Origin of the sequence: Flavonifractor sp. An10, assembly GCF_002161215.1 — a bacterium.
In the GTDB taxonomy this organism is placed as follows: Bacteria; Bacillota; Clostridia; order Oscillospirales; family Oscillospiraceae; genus Flavonifractor; species Flavonifractor avistercoris.
Genome location: NZ_NFMB01000011.1, coordinates 77562 through 92768 on the forward strand (window position 1 = coordinate 77562; position 15207 = coordinate 92768).

16 protein-coding genes and 1 tRNA gene are annotated in these 15207 nt (G+C 61.7%); 10 read left to right on the top strand and 7 right to left on the bottom strand.

Annotated features, from left to right (window positions below; all coding sequences use genetic code 11):
• Positions 1–27 precede the first annotated feature (27 nt).
• The 4 genes from B5E42_RS17505 to B5E42_RS17520 form a co-directional block, all read right to left on the bottom strand.
• On the bottom strand, positions 28–1005 hold the full coding sequence (locus B5E42_RS17505) for a hypothetical protein (protein WP_087242011.1): 978 nt from the start codon (positions 1003–1005) through the stop codon (positions 28–30).
• On the bottom strand, positions 1005–1874 hold the full coding sequence (locus B5E42_RS17510; protein ID WP_087242013.1) for a M56 family metallopeptidase: 870 nt from the start codon (positions 1872–1874) through the stop codon (positions 1005–1007). The genes B5E42_RS17505 and B5E42_RS17510 overlap by 1 nt, the downstream gene beginning before the upstream one ends.
• Entirely contained in the window at positions 1871–2245 is a 375-nt protein-coding gene (locus B5E42_RS17515) for a BlaI/MecI/CopY family transcriptional regulator (protein ID WP_087242015.1), read from the bottom strand. The genes B5E42_RS17510 and B5E42_RS17515 overlap by 4 nt, the downstream gene beginning before the upstream one ends.
• Positions 2246–2375: 130 nt before the next feature.
• The gene (locus B5E42_RS17520; RefSeq protein WP_087242017.1) at positions 2376–2774 is read right to left on the bottom strand and encodes a serine proteinase; all 399 of its coding nucleotides are present in this window, start codon (positions 2772–2774) and stop codon (positions 2376–2378) included.
• 197 nt (positions 2775–2971) lie between these two features.
• Here B5E42_RS17520 and B5E42_RS17525 point away from each other — a divergent pair, with 197 nt between their 5' ends.
• The 8 genes from B5E42_RS17525 (at position 2972) to B5E42_RS17560 (ending at position 10762) form a co-directional block, all read left to right on the top strand.
• The gene (locus B5E42_RS17525) at positions 2972–3676 is read left to right on the top strand and encodes a response regulator transcription factor (RefSeq protein WP_087242019.1); all 705 of its coding nucleotides are present in this window, start codon (positions 2972–2974) and stop codon (positions 3674–3676) included.
• A complete protein-coding gene (locus B5E42_RS17530; RefSeq protein ID WP_087242021.1) occupies positions 3669–4955 on the top strand; it encodes a HAMP domain-containing sensor histidine kinase in 1287 nt (428 codons plus the stop codon). Before B5E42_RS17525 ends, B5E42_RS17530 begins: the two co-directional genes overlap by 8 nt.
• Before the next feature lie 403 nt (positions 4956–5358).
• Positions 5359–6147: a hypothetical protein gene (locus B5E42_RS17535; RefSeq protein ID WP_087242023.1), complete on the top strand. Its 789-nt coding sequence runs from the start codon at positions 5359–5361 to the stop codon at positions 6145–6147.
• A 27-nt stretch (positions 6148–6174) separates the two neighbouring features.
• On the top strand, positions 6175–7914 hold the full coding sequence (locus tag B5E42_RS17540) for an HlyD family efflux transporter periplasmic adaptor subunit (protein ID WP_087242025.1): 1740 nt from the start codon (positions 6175–6177) through the stop codon (positions 7912–7914).
• An 11-nt stretch (positions 7915–7925) separates the two neighbouring features.
• Entirely contained in the window at positions 7926–8627 is a 702-nt protein-coding gene (locus B5E42_RS17545) for an ABC transporter ATP-binding protein (protein WP_087242027.1), read from the top strand.
• Positions 8624–9817, top strand: a complete 1194-nt coding sequence (locus B5E42_RS17550; RefSeq protein WP_087242029.1) for an ABC transporter permease — start codon at positions 8624–8626, stop codon at positions 9815–9817. Before B5E42_RS17545 ends, B5E42_RS17550 begins: the two co-directional genes overlap by 4 nt.
• A gap of 43 nt (positions 9818–9860) precedes the next feature.
• The gene (locus B5E42_RS17555) at positions 9861–10388 is read left to right on the top strand and encodes a YcxB family protein (protein ID WP_087242032.1); all 528 of its coding nucleotides are present in this window, start codon (positions 9861–9863) and stop codon (positions 10386–10388) included.
• Positions 10385–10762, top strand: coding sequence for a hypothetical protein (locus B5E42_RS17560; protein WP_087242034.1), 378 nt, complete (start codon positions 10385–10387; stop codon positions 10760–10762). The genes B5E42_RS17555 and B5E42_RS17560 overlap by 4 nt, the downstream gene beginning before the upstream one ends.
• A gap of 33 nt (positions 10763–10795) precedes the next feature.
• Here the strand turns inward: B5E42_RS17560 and B5E42_RS17565 are convergent, their stop codons facing one another.
• The 3 genes from B5E42_RS17565 to B5E42_RS19025 form a co-directional block, all read right to left on the bottom strand.
• The gene (locus B5E42_RS17565; protein ID WP_087242036.1) at positions 10796–11404 is read right to left on the bottom strand and encodes a hypothetical protein; all 609 of its coding nucleotides are present in this window, start codon (positions 11402–11404) and stop codon (positions 10796–10798) included.
• Complete coding sequence (locus tag B5E42_RS17570; protein ID WP_087242039.1) at positions 11386–11901, bottom strand: NAD(P)H-dependent oxidoreductase; 516 nt, start codon at positions 11899–11901, stop codon at positions 11386–11388. Before B5E42_RS17570 ends, B5E42_RS17565 begins: the two co-directional genes overlap by 19 nt.
• 79 nt (positions 11902–11980) lie before the next feature.
• Positions 11981–12250, bottom strand: a complete 270-nt coding sequence (locus B5E42_RS19025) for a hypothetical protein (protein ID WP_162614015.1) — start codon at positions 12248–12250, stop codon at positions 11981–11983.
• A gap of 333 nt (positions 12251–12583) precedes the next feature.
• Between B5E42_RS19025 and B5E42_RS17575 the strand changes: the two genes are divergently transcribed.
• Both B5E42_RS17575 and B5E42_RS17585 read left to right on the top strand, forming a co-directional pair.
• Positions 12584–12659 (top strand) — tRNA-Pro (locus B5E42_RS17575).
• 320 nt (positions 12660–12979) lie between these two features.
• Positions 12980–15202: an AAA family ATPase gene (locus tag B5E42_RS17585; protein ID WP_242967224.1), complete on the top strand. Its 2223-nt coding sequence runs from the start codon at positions 12980–12982 to the stop codon at positions 15200–15202.
• Positions 15203–15207 lie beyond the last annotated feature (5 nt).

The window sequence follows — 15207 nt, forward strand, 5'->3', positions numbered from 1 at the left end:
TTGCAAAGCAAGCGGGGCGGTTTGCTGTCATCGGACTGTCAGCACATAGGAGACCGCGCAGGGATAGCTGAGCCCGTCCGGCTGAGGAAGGGAAAACCACAGGCGGAGCAGGTAGGTGCCGGGCTCCAGCCCCGGCACCTCCTCCGGGGCCTCCAGCTGCCGGTACAGGCGGTTTTCGCCGTCCGTCCAGCGGTAGATGAGCAGGGTTTGCTCCACGGCGTCCCCCCAGTTCAGGGGGAGGGGCATCCCCGCCGCCGCCTCCACCTCCATGGAGAAGGAGTCCCCGGTGTCAGACTGCGGTGCCTCCCCCCACTCCATGCGGGGCAGGCCGCAGGGGATGGCCATGAGCTCCGTGCCGGCCAGGCCCACGGATACCCCCACCTCATACTCGGTCTGCACACTGGGCAGATCCAGCCTGAGCTCAGTCACCACGTCGTCCGCCGTCCACAGGCGGCAGACGGCGTCCAGCGGGCCGCCCCGGTAAAATTCCACCGGGGTCTGGAACAGGAAGCCGTCTGGATTCTCCTCCAGCTCCGGCCGGGCGGCGCGCACCTCCTCCGCCGTGGAGCCCACGCCGATGCCGCCCGCCAGCCGGACGGACGGGTCGGCGGTGTCCAGGGACTGCAGCCGCCACTCCCCGTTGGCCGGGGCATAGACGTACATCAGCCGGGTGCTCCCGTCGTCCTCATAGCGCAGCAGGCGGCCGATGGGCTGTCCCGCCAGATCATAGGCGGCATCCTCGGTCACCTCCGCATCTCCGCCCAGCAGCCCGTCAGCCGTGGTGCCCAGCTCATGCCACCGGCCCCCCACGCGGAAGGCGAAGGGGCTGTCCGGCGGGGTCTGACAGCTCACCAGAGCGCCGCACAGGGCGGCGGCCAGGGCCGCCAGCACCACCAGGGCAGCGGCGGGCCTCCGGCGGCGCTGATACAGGGCCCGGATGCGGCCCTCGGTCTCCCGCGCCGACCCGGTCATGCGGGTGGAGAGAACGGTTTTGGGTATGCCCATCACATACGCTCCTTTCCGGCCGCGGCGGCCTCCAGAATGGCCCGGCCATATTCGGCCCGCTCCCCGGCGGTCAGGCGGCCGGCGGCCCTCTCGTCGCAGGCCAGCTCGGTGTCCCGCTCCACCGCCCGGGCCATGAGCCACACCAGGGGGTTGAACCAGTGGACGGCACACACCCACAGCATCAGGGCCTTGAGCCAGATGTCCCGCCGCCGGTAGTGGGTGAGCTCGTGAAGCAGCGCGTAGTGGAGCAGCTCCCCCGACACCTGTCCCTCGGGCAGCAAAAGCGCCGACCGGAACAGCCCGGCCAGCATGGGCGCCCCCAGCCCAGGGCACACAGTCAATTTAGGGCGGCGGTTCAGCCCCAGCGCATCCCCCAGGGCGTTGTAGGCCCGCAGCAGCTCCGGCGACTCCACGGGGCGGCCCCACCGGGCCAGCCAGCGCCGGAACCGAAGATGGGAGAGCCCGTTCCACCCCAGCACCGCCAGTCCGCCCGCCAGCCAGAGGGCGAAGAGCACCTGCCCCAGGGTGAGGGAGAAGCCCTCCGCCGGCGCTGCCGCATCGGCGGCCGTACCCGCCGGAGGCGTGGCAGCGGGCGGCGTCTGCCCCTGCCCTGTCTCCGCCGCCGTGGGCGCGTAGTGGTAGATCACCGGATCCCGGGGCGCGGTGAACTGGATGGGGGCGGCCTGGGCGGGCCGGTTGGGCAGCAGAGGGACGGGCACCGCCAGCCGCAGGGCCAGCAGCAGCCAGATCCAGCACCGCCACCGGGCGCCGTACCGCCGTCCGGTGAGCCGGGCGAGCAGGAGCAGCAGCAGGATTGCCGCGCCGCCCCCCAGGGTGAGGCACGCCAGCCGGACGAGAAACTCCGTCATTTCCCCTCCTCCCCCTCCAGCTGATCCAGCAGCTCCCGCAGCTGGGCCACGTCCTCCCGTTTCAGGCCGCCCCTGGCCAGGGCCGCCACAAAGTTGCGGGGGGAGCTGCCGTACAGCCGGGAGAGCACCGCCTGGCTGTCGTAGGCCAGGTAGTCCTCCCGGCTTACCAGGGCGGTGTAGCGGTTGCCCCGCCCCGCCCGCTCCACGGCCACAAAGCCCTTGTCCGCCAGGCGGGTGAGATAGGTGTTGATGGTGTTGCTGGCCCAGCGGCGGGGGGCCAGGGCGGCCTCCAGCGCCGCTCTGGGCGTATCCGGCCCGGAGGCCCACAGGGCCTTCATGACCTCCAGCTCGGTGTCCGGCAGTCGTCTCATGGTGATTCCTCACTTCAAATGTAGTAGATAAGAATATACTACATTTGAAGTGGATCTTTGTCCAGTTACAGTTTGGTTACAGGAAAAGCAGGGCGCCCGCCGCTTTGGCGGGCGCCCTGCGTGATACGCTTTACTCCTGGGGCTTGTCGTCGTCGGACGCCTCGTCCGCGGGGGGCACGAAGTCGCTCTCCACCGGCTCCTCAGGGGGCACGTCGGTCTTCACCGGCGGCACATCGGCGTCGGACACGCCGCTCTCCGCCTTCAGCTCGGCGATGCGGGCCTTGTTCTCCTCAATATTGATCTTGGCGGCGGTGATCTTCTCGCACAGGGACACGTAGGCCGCCTCGGGGGCCATGCCCCGCTCGGCATAGTAGAGCTTGCCGATCTCCACATACGCCTTCTTGATGGCGTCCTCCTCGCTGGCGTTGTTCAGAGAGAGGCGGGTAATCTCCGCCAGCTGCTTGGACTTGGCCACGCCGGCCCGGCCCAGATCCATCGCGCGGTCTCGCAGTTCATCCAAAAAAGCCATATTCAAAAACCTCCTTACGGTGTGGCTCGCTTGGTTTTGCTGGCCTTATTCTACCCCGTTTTGCCCGGCGGCGCAAGGGGACGAAGGCGATTTAACGGATTTTTAATCTTGCCCGGCGTTGATTTGCTCCGCCGGATCCAGTACAATGGGGCGGGCGGGATTGTCCCGCCCCAATTCGGACGGAGGAGGGGGGCGCCATGGCACCTGATCGGCAGACCAGCATCCTGGTGGTGGACGACGAGGAGGAGATCCGCCACGTGCTCCGGGTGCTGCTGGAGAGCGAGGGCTTTTTGGTGACGGAGGCCGCCAGCGGCGAGGAGGCCCTGGCCAAATTTGTGCCGGATACGGATCTGGTGATCCTGGACGTGATGATGCCGGGCATCTCCGGCTACCAGGTGTGCCTGCGCCTGCGGGAGCGGTGGAATGTGCCCATCCTGTTCCTCACCGCCAAGACCCAGGACTCGGATCTCACCATGGGCTACTCCTCCGGCGGGGACGACTACCTGGCCAAGCCCTTTTCCTATCCGGAGCTGATGGCCCGGGTGAAGGGCCTGCTGCGCCGCTACCACGTGTACAAGGGGAAGGCGGAGGACGAGGCCGAGGGGTACGCCGAGTGGCGGGGCCTGCGGCTGTGCCGGACGCGCAACGAGGTGTGGCGGGCCGGGCGGCAGCTCAACCTGACGGAGAAGGAATACCGGCTGCTGCGCCTGCTGCTGCTCCACCACGGGAAGATCTTCTCCGCCCAGAATCTGTATGAGAGCGTGTGGGAGGAGCCCTATTTCGCCCCTTCCAGCAACACGGTGATGGTGCATATCCGAAAGCTGCGGGAAAAGGTGGAGGAGGATCCCCAGAACCCGGAGCTGATCAAGACCGTATGGGGAAAGGGGTATCGCATTGACTAAGCGGCACCGCCCCTCCCGCCTGGGGCTGAAATTCCTGGCGGTGGCGGCCGCGGCCCTGGCGGCGGCCCTGGCCCTGCGCGCCCTGCTGTACGACACGGCCCTGCCCGGGCTGCTCCAGTCCGCCGGCTTCGAGTCCTACTGGTACGACCGCTACGGCGGCGCGGCGGAGGACTTCCAGAGCTATGTGAGCGCCCACAGCCTGAGCGTGCAGGAGGCCCTGCGGGACACCGACTGGACGCGGCAGCATCCCCAGGTGGAGCTCTACCTGGAGGGCCTGGCGGACTCCAGCCTGGACACCGACGCGCTGGAGGGCTACGGCGGGCGGGTGATCGCCTGTGCCGACGGGCTGCTCTACGCCTACCCCATGCCCAACTACTTCTACTACGACGGGGCATGCCGCCTCCTCTCCCTGCTGTGCGCGGCCCTGTGCTTTTTTGTGATCCTGATGCCCTACACCGCCCTGCTCATCCGGCGCATCACCCGGCTGTCCCGGGACATGGAGGTGCTGGCCGGCGGCGATTTGTCCTACCAGGTGGTGTCCAGGGGGCGGGACGAGCTGGCCGAGCTGGGCCGCAGCATCGAGGAGATGCGCCTGGCGGTGCTGGAGCAGATGGCGCGGGAAAACCAGGCCATCCGCGCCAACAGCACGCTGATCACCTCCCTCTCCCACGATCTGCGCACCCCCCTGACCAAGCTGATGGGCTATCTGGACATCCTCCAGCACGGCAAGTTCCGGGACGAGGGGGAGCGGGCGGAGTACCTGCGGCGGGCCGCTGACAAGGCCCTGCAGATGCGCGCCCTGTCCGACGAGATGTTCCGCCATTTCCAGGTGCGGGAGGAACCCGCGCCGGAGGAGGGGCGGGAGGCCGTGGACGGCCCGGTGTTTCTGGGCCAGCTGCTGGCCGAGCAGTGTTTTGATCTGGCGGATGCCGGCTTCGCGCTGGAGCCGCCGGTGCCGGACGGGGACTACCGGCTGTACATCCGAACGGAGGACATCTGCCGGGTGTTCGACAACCTGTTTTCCAACCTGAAGAAATACGCCGATCCCGCCGCCCCCATCCGCCTAGCGGTACGGGAGGAGGGGGAGCTGGTGGCGGTGGAGCTGGCAAACCGGCCCGGGAAGATCCGCCGCTCCGACAGCCGGGGCATCGGCCTGCCCACCGTCCGCGCCCTGCTGGAGCGCAACGGCGGCCGGATCGAGATCACCCGGCAGGGGGAGGAGTACCGCACCACCGTCTGGCTGCCCAAGGCGGCCCGGGAGGCAGATTCAGCAGAATAGAACCACGTCAGCGTCCCCGCCGGGTTTCCGACGGGGACGCTGGAGACTGTCGAAAAAGTGGCTTTGCCACTTTTTCGAGAGGGATGCAGTCCGCCGCGCGCAGGATTTGTCCGCTTCAAGCGGACAAATTCCACACTTGCGGCCTGAGAAGTGTTTTCTCCGACGCACATGTCGCCGGAGAAAACAGATTTCAATTTTTCGCGCCTGCGGGCGCGAACTCTGCGAGGCCTTTTCGGCACGCTGTGCGTCCCCGCCGGGTTCCCGGCGGGGACGCTGTTTTTCTGCCCACAATTAAGGTTTTTTAAGATTTGCACCCCACCGGGATTTAAGATTCTGCATGTATTCTGTTGCCATACCGGGGCGGCGTGTCCCGGGAGAATACCTGGGAAAGGGTGCGTAGAAGATGCAACGCAGAGATTATTTCCTCCTGCTCCCCGCCATACTGGCGGTGCTGCTGGGGGTATGCCTGTGGGTGGTGTGGGGCCAGTGGGAGCCCCGTCCCCTGGACAAGGAGGCCCAGGCCGGGATCATCCGCCAGGTGGCGGAGCAGCCCTCCAGCTGGCGGGGGTGGGAGCTTCTGCACCGCCCCAGCCCCGACTGGACAGACCCCCGGCTGGCAGACCAGGCCGTCCGTCCCGTGGCCCAGCCCCTCTCCCCGCCGGAGCCCTTTTTCCTGGTGGACGGCTCCCGGAGCCTCACCCCCGAGGCCGCGGCCAGGGAGGCCATTCACGGCATGCTCCACTACATCCGGGCCAACAGCGCCGGGGAGGGCTATCAGCTGCTGGACTTCAAGGTGGGGGAGCCCCGGCTTCTGAACCGGGAGGAGATCATACAGCGGGCCCTGGCCCGCTGCGGCACCCGGGAGCTGAACAAGCGGACGGAGGCACAGCTGCGGGCCTGGTGCCGGGGCTTCTTCCACCGCTATCCCGGCCTGGGCGAGGACATGTGGATGGTGGAGCCCGCCTTCTCCGTCAAGTGGAGCGGGGAGATCGCCTCTGTCCCCTATGAGACCTGCGTCAGGAGCGGCCTGGCCGACGGGGACGGCCTTGTGGATCTCCCCCACCTGTTCCGCTATCCCGCCCGCTCCAGCCCCCTGCTGCTCATCCGCCAGGGGCACCAGTACCGCCTCCAGCATGCCGAGGCCTTCTTCGCCCAGTATGAGGCCGAGGCACAGGGCGGACAGCCCGCCTGACAGACCATACAGAAAGGACGATACGCAATGCGGTTATTGCAAAAGAAGGAGGGCGCCCCGGCCAAGGGGCTGCCCCGTCGGATTCTCCCCCTGGCCCTGGCCGCCGCCGTACTGGCGGCGGGGGGCTTCGGCGCCGTGCGCCTGCTGGGCGGCGGCGGAGGCGGGGAGCAGATCGTCACGGATCTTGTGACCCGGGACACCATTCAGAGCACGGTAAAGGGCTCCGGCGCGGCCTCCGCCCGGGAGTCGGTGTCCCTCAACCCGCCGGTGAGCGCCACCGTGCTGGCTCTCCACGTGAAGGAGGGCGACCGGGTGGAAAAGGGGACGGTGCTCTACGAGCTGGATCCCGCCGAGGCCCAGAAGGCCACCGAGGAGGCCAAGAAGAGCCTGACCGAGGCGGAGAAGGGGGTCACCGCCGCGGCGGAGCGCCTCCAGGCCGCCCAGAAGCAGCTCTCCGAGACCGAGGAGGAGTACCAGAAGCTCCTGGCGTCCAAGGCCGATCTGACGGTCACCGCCCCCTTTGACGGCAAGCTGGTGGAGGCCGCCTCCCTCCTGCCCGACGCGGAGATCACCGCCGGGCAGAAAATCGCCACCCTGGTCAGCTCCAACCGGCTCAAGCTGTCCCTGTACTACAGCTACGCCTATCTGGATCAGCTCCGGGTGGGCCAGGAGGCCGCCGTGTCCATCCCGGCGGTGATGGCCTCCGTACCGGGGAAGATCAGCGAGATCAACAAGGTGGAATTTGTCACCCCCGAGGGCTCCAAGTGCTTTGAGGTGGTGGTGGCCCTGGACAACCCCGGCACCCTCACCGAGGGCATGGCGGCCTCCGCCGGGCTGACCGTGGGCGGCCAGGCCGTCTATCCCTACCAGAACGGGAAGCTGGCCTACCAGGAGACCCGGGAGGTGACCGCCAAGGTGCCCGGCCCCCTCAAGACCAGCTTCCTCCACAACCACGCGCCGGTGAAGAAGGGCCAGGCCATCCTGGTGCTGGGCCCGGATGAGCTGGACAAGCAGCTGGAGGAGAAGCGGGAGTCCGTGACCTCCGCCCGGGAGAGCGTGGACAGCGCCCGCACCGCCGTGGAGAGCGCCCAGGAGACCCTGGCCTCCGCCCGGGACAAGGTGAAAAAGGCCCTGGAGCAGGAAGCGGACATGGCCGTCAAGGCCCCCATCACCGGGACGGTGCTCACCTGCCTGCTGGAGCAGGGGGAGAAGGCGGACGCCGGCCAGCTGGGCATCCTGCTGGCGGACACGTCGGTGATGCGCATCGATATCCAGGTGGACGAGCGCAATGTGAGCCGGGTGAAAACCGGCATGACCTGCACCATCACCCAGACCGGCCTGGGCGGTGAGGAGAACACCTTCGAGGGCACGGTGGAGAGCGTCAGCCTCACCGGCAAGTCGGAAAACGGCGTCTCCTTCTTCCCCGCCGTGGTGAAGGTGGACAACGGGGACGGCGCCATGCTCAACGGCATGTCCATCGAGTACGAGCTGGTGCTGGCCCAGTCGGAGGACTGCCTGGTGGTGCCCGCCCAGGCTGTGCAGTACACCGAGCAGGGCAGCTGCCTCTTCGTGAAGGCCGACCGCCGCCCGGACAACGCCGTGGATCTGGGCGACGGGGTGGAGATCCCCCGGGGCTTCTACGCCGTGCCGGTGGAGACCGGCCTGTCCAACAGCGCCCAGGTGGAGATCAAGAGCGGCGTGGAGGAGGGCATGGAGGTCTTCACCCAGAAGCTGGTGGAGTCGGGCAGCTCCTTCGACATGATGTGAGGAGGTGCCCCATGAGCCTGATCCAGCTGGAACAGATCTACAAGATCTACAACGAGGGGAAGGAGAACGAGGTGCGGGCCCTCAACGGCGTCACCCTGTCCATCGGCCGGGGGGAGTTCGTGTCCATCATCGGCGCCTCCGGCTCGGGCAAGTCCACCCTGATGAACGTGCTGGGCTGCCTGGATCTCCCCACCCGGGGCAGTTATCACCTCAACGGCAAGCTGGCCAGCAGGATGAACGACGACGAGCTCTCCCACATCCGCAACGTGGAGATCGGCTTCATCTTCCAGGGCTACAACCTGATCCCCGCCCTGGACGCCCTGGAAAATGTGGAGCTGCCCCTGATCTACCAGGGAGTCGGGGCGGAAAAGCGGGCCAGGATCGCCAGGGAGGCCCTGGAGCGGGTGGGCCTGGGCGACCGGGTGCACAACTACCCCTCCCAGATGTCCGGCGGCCAGCAGCAGCGGGTGGCCATCGCCCGGGCCATCTCCACCGGCGCCCCCATCCTCATGGCCGACGAGCCCACCGGCGCCCTGGACTCCAAAACCGGGGAGCAGGTGCTGGGCATCCTCCGCCAGCTCCATAAGGAGCAGGGCACCACCGTCCTGCTCATCACCCACGACAACAAGGTGGCCGCCGCCGCGGAGCGGGTGATCCGCATCGCCGACGGGCAGATCGTGGTGGACTGCCCCAGAGAGGAGATCGCCCTATGAACCTGAAACAGTCCTTCCGGATGGCCTTCAAGTCCATCCGCTCCAACCGGGTGCGCTCCCTGCTCACCATGCTGGGCATCATCATCGGCGTGGCGGCGGTGATCATCATGGTCTCGGTGGTGCGGGGCTCCAACCAGCAGCTCAGAGCCTACTATGAGCGGCTGGGCAACAACCGCATCACCGTCTCCGCCCAGCAGTGGGGCGGCAGGGACATCTCCCAGACCCTCTATGACTACTGCCTCAGCCTGGGGCCCCTGGTGCTGGGGGTGACCCCCGACGCCACCACCGAGGGGCCCATCATCTACCGGGACAAGAACACCGAGGACATGGAGAACGGCTCCCCCACCATCAAGCTGGGCAGCGCCCAGTTCTCCCTGTGCAACAACTTCCAGATCGAGAAGGGCCGGGATCTCTGCCAGATGGACGTCCAGTCCGGCCAGCAGGTGGTGGTGCTGGGAGAGCGGGCCGCCCGGTACCTGTTCAACTATCAGAACCCGGTGGGCAAGACGGTGCTCCTCCACGGCCACCCCTTTGAGGTGGTGGGGGTCTACAGGGCCAAGGATCCCGACTCAGAGTACTCCATGGACAACATGGCGGTGGTGCCCTACACCCTGAACCGCCTGCTCAACCGCCAGAGCACCCTGGACGCCTTCACCGTCCGGGCCGCCAGCAGTGCCGCCACCGCAGAGGTCTCCTCCCGGGTGTCCGGCTTCCTCAAGGGGCAGATCGACACCGAGCGGGGCTTTTTCAGCGTCTATTCGGAGAACCAGGACGCCAAGGCCTCCGACGATCAGAACCGGATGATGAGCATGGTGCTGGGCGGCATCGCCTCCATCTCCCTGCTGGTGGGCGGCATCGGCATCATGAACATCATGCTGGTCACCGTCACCGAGCGTACCCGGGAGATCGGCATCCGCAAGGCCATCGGCGCGCGCCGCAAGTCCATTCTGGCCCAGTTCCTCATCGAGGCCTCGGTGGTGTGCGGCATCGGCGGCCTGCTGGGCATCGCCCTCGGCGTGGCCGGCACCCTGATCGCGGGGCAGCTCATCCTGCGGGCGGTGATCCTGCCGGATCTGCCCATGTCCGCCGGCGCCTTCCTGTTCTCCGTGGCAATGGGGGTGGGCTTCGGCATGTATCCGGCCGCCAAGGCCTCCAAGCTCCAGCCCGTGGTGGCCCTCCGGGCCGACTGAGCCCGGCAAATTTTTCTCCAACAAAGACAGACAGGAGATGCTTATGGAAATCACGTGTAAAACCAACTACGACCGCAAGACCCTGGCCGCCATGTCCCTGGCGGCGCGCAAGACCCTCCGCCGACGCTTCGACCGGCTGGTGCGCATCTACCTCTGGGTGGTGGTGGCGCTGATGGCGGTCTCCCTCTGGCTCTCCCTGGACGAGCCGCCGAGCGCCGCCCTCTACGCGGTCTTCATCGCCCTGCTGGTAGTGATTCAGCTCCGGCAGGACGCGATCAACGCCTTTTTCGCCCATCGGCGCCAGGTTCCCGGATGCGAGGTGAGCCGCACCGTCTTTTACCCCGACTGCTACGTGGTGACCTTCCTCGGCGCGGAGGCAAAGTGGCAGTATGACAAGATCCTCCTTCCCCTAGAGACCCGGGATTACTTCATTCTGCTCCTGGGGAAGGCCAACGCCCACGCGCTTCCCAAGGCCGGCCTGGAGGGCGCCGCCCCGGAGCAGTTCCGGGCTTTCCTGGCGGAGAAGACCGGCAAGCCCGTCCAGCGGGTCAGGAGGTGGAACGAGCGATGAGCCGTGGGAAAAAAGCCGTCTGCCTGGGGGCGCTGGCCCTCTGCCTGGGCGGGCTGGCCTGGTACAGGCGAACCTACCGCATGCCCTTGAAGGAGTACACCCGGCGGGCCCTGTACATGGCGCTGCTGGATGATGAGATCTGCCGGAACGAGCTGGAGGGAAACATCATCGGCGGGGAGGAGATCCGCTTTCCCCCCAAGGCCGAGTCCCTCCACTATCGGTACCGCCTCTACCTGTCCATGAACCGGGGGAAGAACCGCAGAACCCTCCAGATCGAGACCGCCCGCATGGAGCGGCGCCTGGAGGAGTCCCGGCAGTACCTGAACCGCCCTCAGGAGGAGCTTACAGTCTCCGTGGGCCCGCTTCCACAGTAAAGTCAAAACCTCCGGCTAAGCCGGAGGTTTTGACTATCTTCCTTCAATCTCCATGGTCGCCATCTGCTCCCTGGTGACGCCGCCGCGCCCCCCCATGTCCGTCCAGTAGGCCGTGGAAGCCCGGAGGAACAGCCGCTTGGGGAGCGGCATGGTCACCTGGAGGCTCCGGTGCCGCCCGGCGGATATGGCGCCGGCCAGCTTCCGGAGCTTCCGGCGAACCAGCCCCCGAAAGGGGGTGTCGAGAATGGCCTCTCCCCCGCCGATTTTCAGGACAGAGCCGAAGGGGTACCCGTTCTGCCCGCAGAACAGCTCCACCATCTGCACCGCAACGTCGTTCTGACCGGGCTCCAGGAAGCCGCAGTTGATGAGGACAGACACCGTGGGCCTGTGCCGGGGCGGATGCTCCTCCAGCGTTTTCAGGAAGTTCAGCAGCGTCACGGGGATGCCGTCCGCATAGAGGGGAAACACCAGCAGCAGGTCGGAATAGTGCTCCAGCTCCCCGCAGAGCTCCGGGTGGTTGGTCTTTGTGAGGGCAAAGCAGGCGCTCTCACCCGGCCAGGCCTGGACAAACAGCTCGGCATACCGCCTGGAGTTGGATTTGGGCGCCCTGGGGCTTGCGTTTATCAGCATGACGCTTCCCATGCCATCACCTCCTCCCTGACGGTCTGCTCCAGATCCTGCTCCGCGGCAAACACGACCCGGTGGCGCGCAAAATTCATGTTCCGGGCATTGCGCGCCACCAGCCGGCGGAACAGCGCCCGCTCCGTGTCAGACCGCGCCCCATAGCCGATGACGACCGCCTGCTTGGGAACCACCCGGCGCTGAACGTGGTGAGTCTCCCCCTCCACCAGCCGGATAAAGGCCTGCTGGATGGGAATGGCCCGCTCCAGCATGGTTTTCATGGGCGTGTCATAGCCCCCGTACCGGATCCGGCTGATATACATCACCTGGCCGCTCTCCGCGATGCGGGGGTAGACCCTCACCGCGTCGTCCCGGATCACACACTTCCCAGGCGTCCTTGTCCAGCAGCCAAAGCAGCCGACGCAGTTTGCAATGTCCAGCTTGGAGAGATCGATCCACTCCACGTCGGAGCCGCACTCCGGCAGCGCCAGCGTTCTGTCGCTTAAAATCAGTTTCATATCCGCTCCTTTTTCCCGTGGGTTCTTCCGGCACCCCGTCTGTCATCTAGTATATCATAAAACCGCGCCCTTATGGGGCCTAATATCCCAGATCACGCCTTCCCTGCGTATTGCACAAATCTTTCGGCTCATCTCTTTTTGAACCCGGGCCGCTGACCTCTCCTCCGGCTTTGGCCGCATATTTGCGCAGGGTGCGGCAGGGTTGTCTGCCGGCACGCGCCGCTTTTTTGTTCGCGGATCCGGCTTTTTCTAATCTACTGTGGTCTGCAGGTGGAAATCCTTGCTTTTTCTTCTCTTCCATGCTATGATATTGAAAGCGCCCAGTCAACATGTCGCCTCCGGCGTACATGCCGCGGTGCCCCTGTCCATGTTCCACAGGTATTTTTCACAGGTACTGCTAAATTCTGCTTTTCTGCCAAAAACAGATAACCGGGTGTAGCGCAGTTGGTAGCGCACGTGATTTGGGAGCGTGAGGCCGGAGTTCGAGCCGCACTTTCTTAAAATCCCGGAAAACTCTGGGACGCTAAGTCTGACGGAGTTTTACCCCTCGCCGGGAATTGGTCAAAAACCGGCGTTGACCCCATATTTGACCACAATCAGAAAATTCCATAACCGGGTGTAGCGCAGTTGGTAGCGCGCTTGCTTTGGGAGAAACCGCCCGGACAGTCCCACAACTTCATATCGGGGTGTTGCGCAGTTGGTAGCGCGCCTGCTTTGGGAGCAGGAGGCCCGGGGTTCGAGTCCCCGCACTCCGACCATCTTTGGCAGAAAAACCGCCTTTTCAGGCGGTTTTTCTGCACTTTTTGTTCTGCTTTTGCAGTTTTGCCGATTGCTGTTCAGCGACGGTTCAAGGGGCGGAAATGCGGTGGACACACGAACGAGGACAGCCGCTGAAACCGCCAAATCCCTAACCCATCCCTAATTGGCGTGACTGCTGTTTTCTCGTTGTGGATACGACAAATTCTTGAGTTTTCCAGCCTTATCCACTATAATAGTTCTACGGTGATCCTTTGCGCCACCAAGGTAGCCGTATGGGTGTATTCCTATGCGGCTTTTTTGCAAAAAGGGGCAAATGTATATGCGGACCAAGAGAATTATTGCTAAATATGAACAGCATTCAGGATACGGTGCAGGTGTCGGTGACACCGAATATTATGAATACGAATGTCCTTGTGGAAAAGGAACAATCATTGAAGAACATGACAATATTCCGGGCTTTAGAGATCATAGTGTATATCTTCACTGTGACATATGCAGTAGGAAGTACTTTATTGATACTTCTGCTGGAATAAGAAATTGGAGAATCGTTCAAAAGAGGGTAAACAGGATGAAAACACAACCGTATATTTGTCGAGTTCATATCGAAAACTTCAGAAATTTTCATTCAGTGGATTTTTCTCTTGGCGAAAAGCAGGTATTAATTGGCGAAAACGCAGTTGGTAAAAGCAATCTTCTTTATGCACTTCAATTGATTCTTGATCCAACGCTTTCCGAAAAAGACCGAATGCTTGAAGAATCTGATTTTTGGGATGGCATAGAAAACCCTATGGATGATGGCCAACATATATTAATCGAGATTTATCTCGCAAATTTTGAGGACAACAAAAATTTACTTGCTCAGCTGGCTGATGCGTCGGTAATAGTAGGCGGAAAAGAAACGCTAAAAATCAGCTATAAATTTTTCAAAAAAGACGCTACGAAACCAGACTATAGTTACATCATCTATAAGGGAAATGATGAAAATCGAGCTTTTACATATGAAGATCGAAAAATACTTAACATTCGTGTGATAAAAGCCATCCGTGATGTTGAGGCAGAGATGAAAAGTTCCCGAACTTCCCCTCTAACTCAAATTATTAAACAAAAATATACCATTAGCAAAGATGTGCTTTCAGAGATATCGAAGGCTCTTGATGAAAAAGGCGCAGATACTTTACAAATTGGTCAAGTAAATGATTTGGAGAGTAGATTGCAGCGGTTATTGAATGACATGGTGTCCTTTAGTGCAGATGAATTTAATGTTTCGTTAAAAACAATGAATATTGATGCGACTAAACTTCTTTATGCACTACGACCTCTTATTAACAGCCGAGAAACAGGCAACACCAGCTTAGGAATCAATAATATCCTTTATGTAGCTTTGATTTTACTACTTATAGAAGATGATACAATTAGGACTTTTCTATCTGGCGATTTGTACCATGAATTGTTAGAACAGGATCATGAGGGGTTACTTGAAAGAAGTTATGAAAAATCCGCCAGCCCTGATGGCTACACCTTAAACCTGACGGCTCTACAAGATGCAACATTATATGATAGTTTATATGCATTCTTTTCGGATTGTGTTCCAACCGCGAATGGTACCACCATTCTTGCGGTTGAGGAGCCCGAATCGCATCTCCACCCGATTTATCAACGACTCCTCTATCGCCATATTATGAATAAAACTAATACCTCCGTGATGATTACAACTCACTCAACGCATATATCTTCAGTTGCACCTATTACATCTCTTGTTCATCTGATTACTACAAAAGATGGAACCAAGGTAAACACAACAGCGAACATTGCTTTATCTGCAGACGATTATTCAGATCTGACGCGCTACATTGATGTCAAACGAGGAGAGCTTTATACCGCTAAAGGCATCATTTTTGTGGAAGGAATTTCCGAAGAATATTTGGTTCCCGGTTTTTCAAAAGCCAAAGGATACGACCTCGATCGTCTGGGTGTAGTGGTTTGCAACATAAACTCTACAAATTTTGCACCATATTGTCACTTTGCCGATGTGCTTGGTATCCCATATGTAATTATTACAGATGGTGATTATTATCATATGGTTGATAAAGAAAAGCATTTTAGTGATATCGAAGATGCAAGCCATGTAGGCAAAGGGTTTGATGGGCTCGATCGTATTTATCAACTGCATCGAAGCGATGTTGATCCTGAGTATACTAATTGGGATTACAATCATCAACGCAAATACTTCGAAACCTTTGGCACCTTTATTGGCGAATACACACTTGAGGTGGATATTTTCAAAAAGTCCACTGAACAAGACCAAACTGTTTTATGTTCTGTTTTTGATCAACTAACAAAAGGTGGCCAGACTCAGAGGGATAATTTCGCCACTGAACTCCGCGCTGGCAGGTATGACAAATGCCTTTCCAAAATAGAGTCAACCTATAGTGGGATTGGAAAAGGCCGTTTTTCTCAACGGTTGGCTAATTATGTATCTGCATCAATGGTTCCAGATTATGTATCAAATGCGATCGATACGATTGTTGCAAAAGTCAGGTGAATGTA

What these genes read in the sequence shown, in the direction of transcription:
- B5E42_RS17505 (WP_087242011.1), bottom strand. Translation starts at nt 1,005, where the DNA reads ATGGGCATACCCAAAACCGTTCTCTCCACCCGCATGACCGGGTCGGCG.
- B5E42_RS17550 (WP_087242029.1), top strand. Translation starts at nt 8,624, where the DNA reads ATGAACCTGAAACAGTCCTTCCGGATGGCCTTCAAGTCCATCCGCTCC.
- B5E42_RS17535 (WP_087242023.1), top strand. Translation starts at nt 5,359, where the DNA reads ATGCAACGCAGAGATTATTTCCTCCTGCTCCCCGCCATACTGGCGGTG.
- B5E42_RS17520 (WP_087242017.1), bottom strand. Translation starts at nt 2,774, where the DNA reads ATGGCTTTTTTGGATGAACTGCGAGACCGCGCGATGGATCTGGGCCGG.
- B5E42_RS17585 (WP_242967224.1), top strand. Translation starts at nt 12,980, where the DNA reads ATGCGGACCAAGAGAATTATTGCTAAATATGAACAGCATTCAGGATAC.
- B5E42_RS17540 (WP_087242025.1), top strand. Translation starts at nt 6,175, where the DNA reads ATGCGGTTATTGCAAAAGAAGGAGGGCGCCCCGGCCAAGGGGCTGCCC.
- B5E42_RS19025 (WP_162614015.1), bottom strand. Translation starts at nt 12,250, where the DNA reads ATGTACGCCGGAGGCGACATGTTGACTGGGCGCTTTCAATATCATAGC.
- B5E42_RS17560 (WP_087242034.1), top strand. Translation starts at nt 10,385, where the DNA reads ATGAGCCGTGGGAAAAAAGCCGTCTGCCTGGGGGCGCTGGCCCTCTGC.
- B5E42_RS17545 (WP_087242027.1), top strand. Translation starts at nt 7,926, where the DNA reads ATGAGCCTGATCCAGCTGGAACAGATCTACAAGATCTACAACGAGGGG.
- B5E42_RS17525 (WP_087242019.1), top strand. Translation starts at nt 2,972, where the DNA reads ATGGCACCTGATCGGCAGACCAGCATCCTGGTGGTGGACGACGAGGAG.
- B5E42_RS17555 (WP_087242032.1), top strand. Translation starts at nt 9,861, where the DNA reads ATGGAAATCACGTGTAAAACCAACTACGACCGCAAGACCCTGGCCGCC.
- B5E42_RS17510 (WP_087242013.1), bottom strand. Translation starts at nt 1,874, where the DNA reads ATGACGGAGTTTCTCGTCCGGCTGGCGTGCCTCACCCTGGGGGGCGGC.
- B5E42_RS17515 (WP_087242015.1), bottom strand. Translation starts at nt 2,245, where the DNA reads ATGAGACGACTGCCGGACACCGAGCTGGAGGTCATGAAGGCCCTGTGG.
- B5E42_RS17570 (WP_087242039.1), bottom strand. Translation starts at nt 11,901, where the DNA reads ATGAAACTGATTTTAAGCGACAGAACGCTGGCGCTGCCGGAGTGCGGC.
- B5E42_RS17565 (WP_087242036.1), bottom strand. Translation starts at nt 11,404, where the DNA reads ATGGGAAGCGTCATGCTGATAAACGCAAGCCCCAGGGCGCCCAAATCC.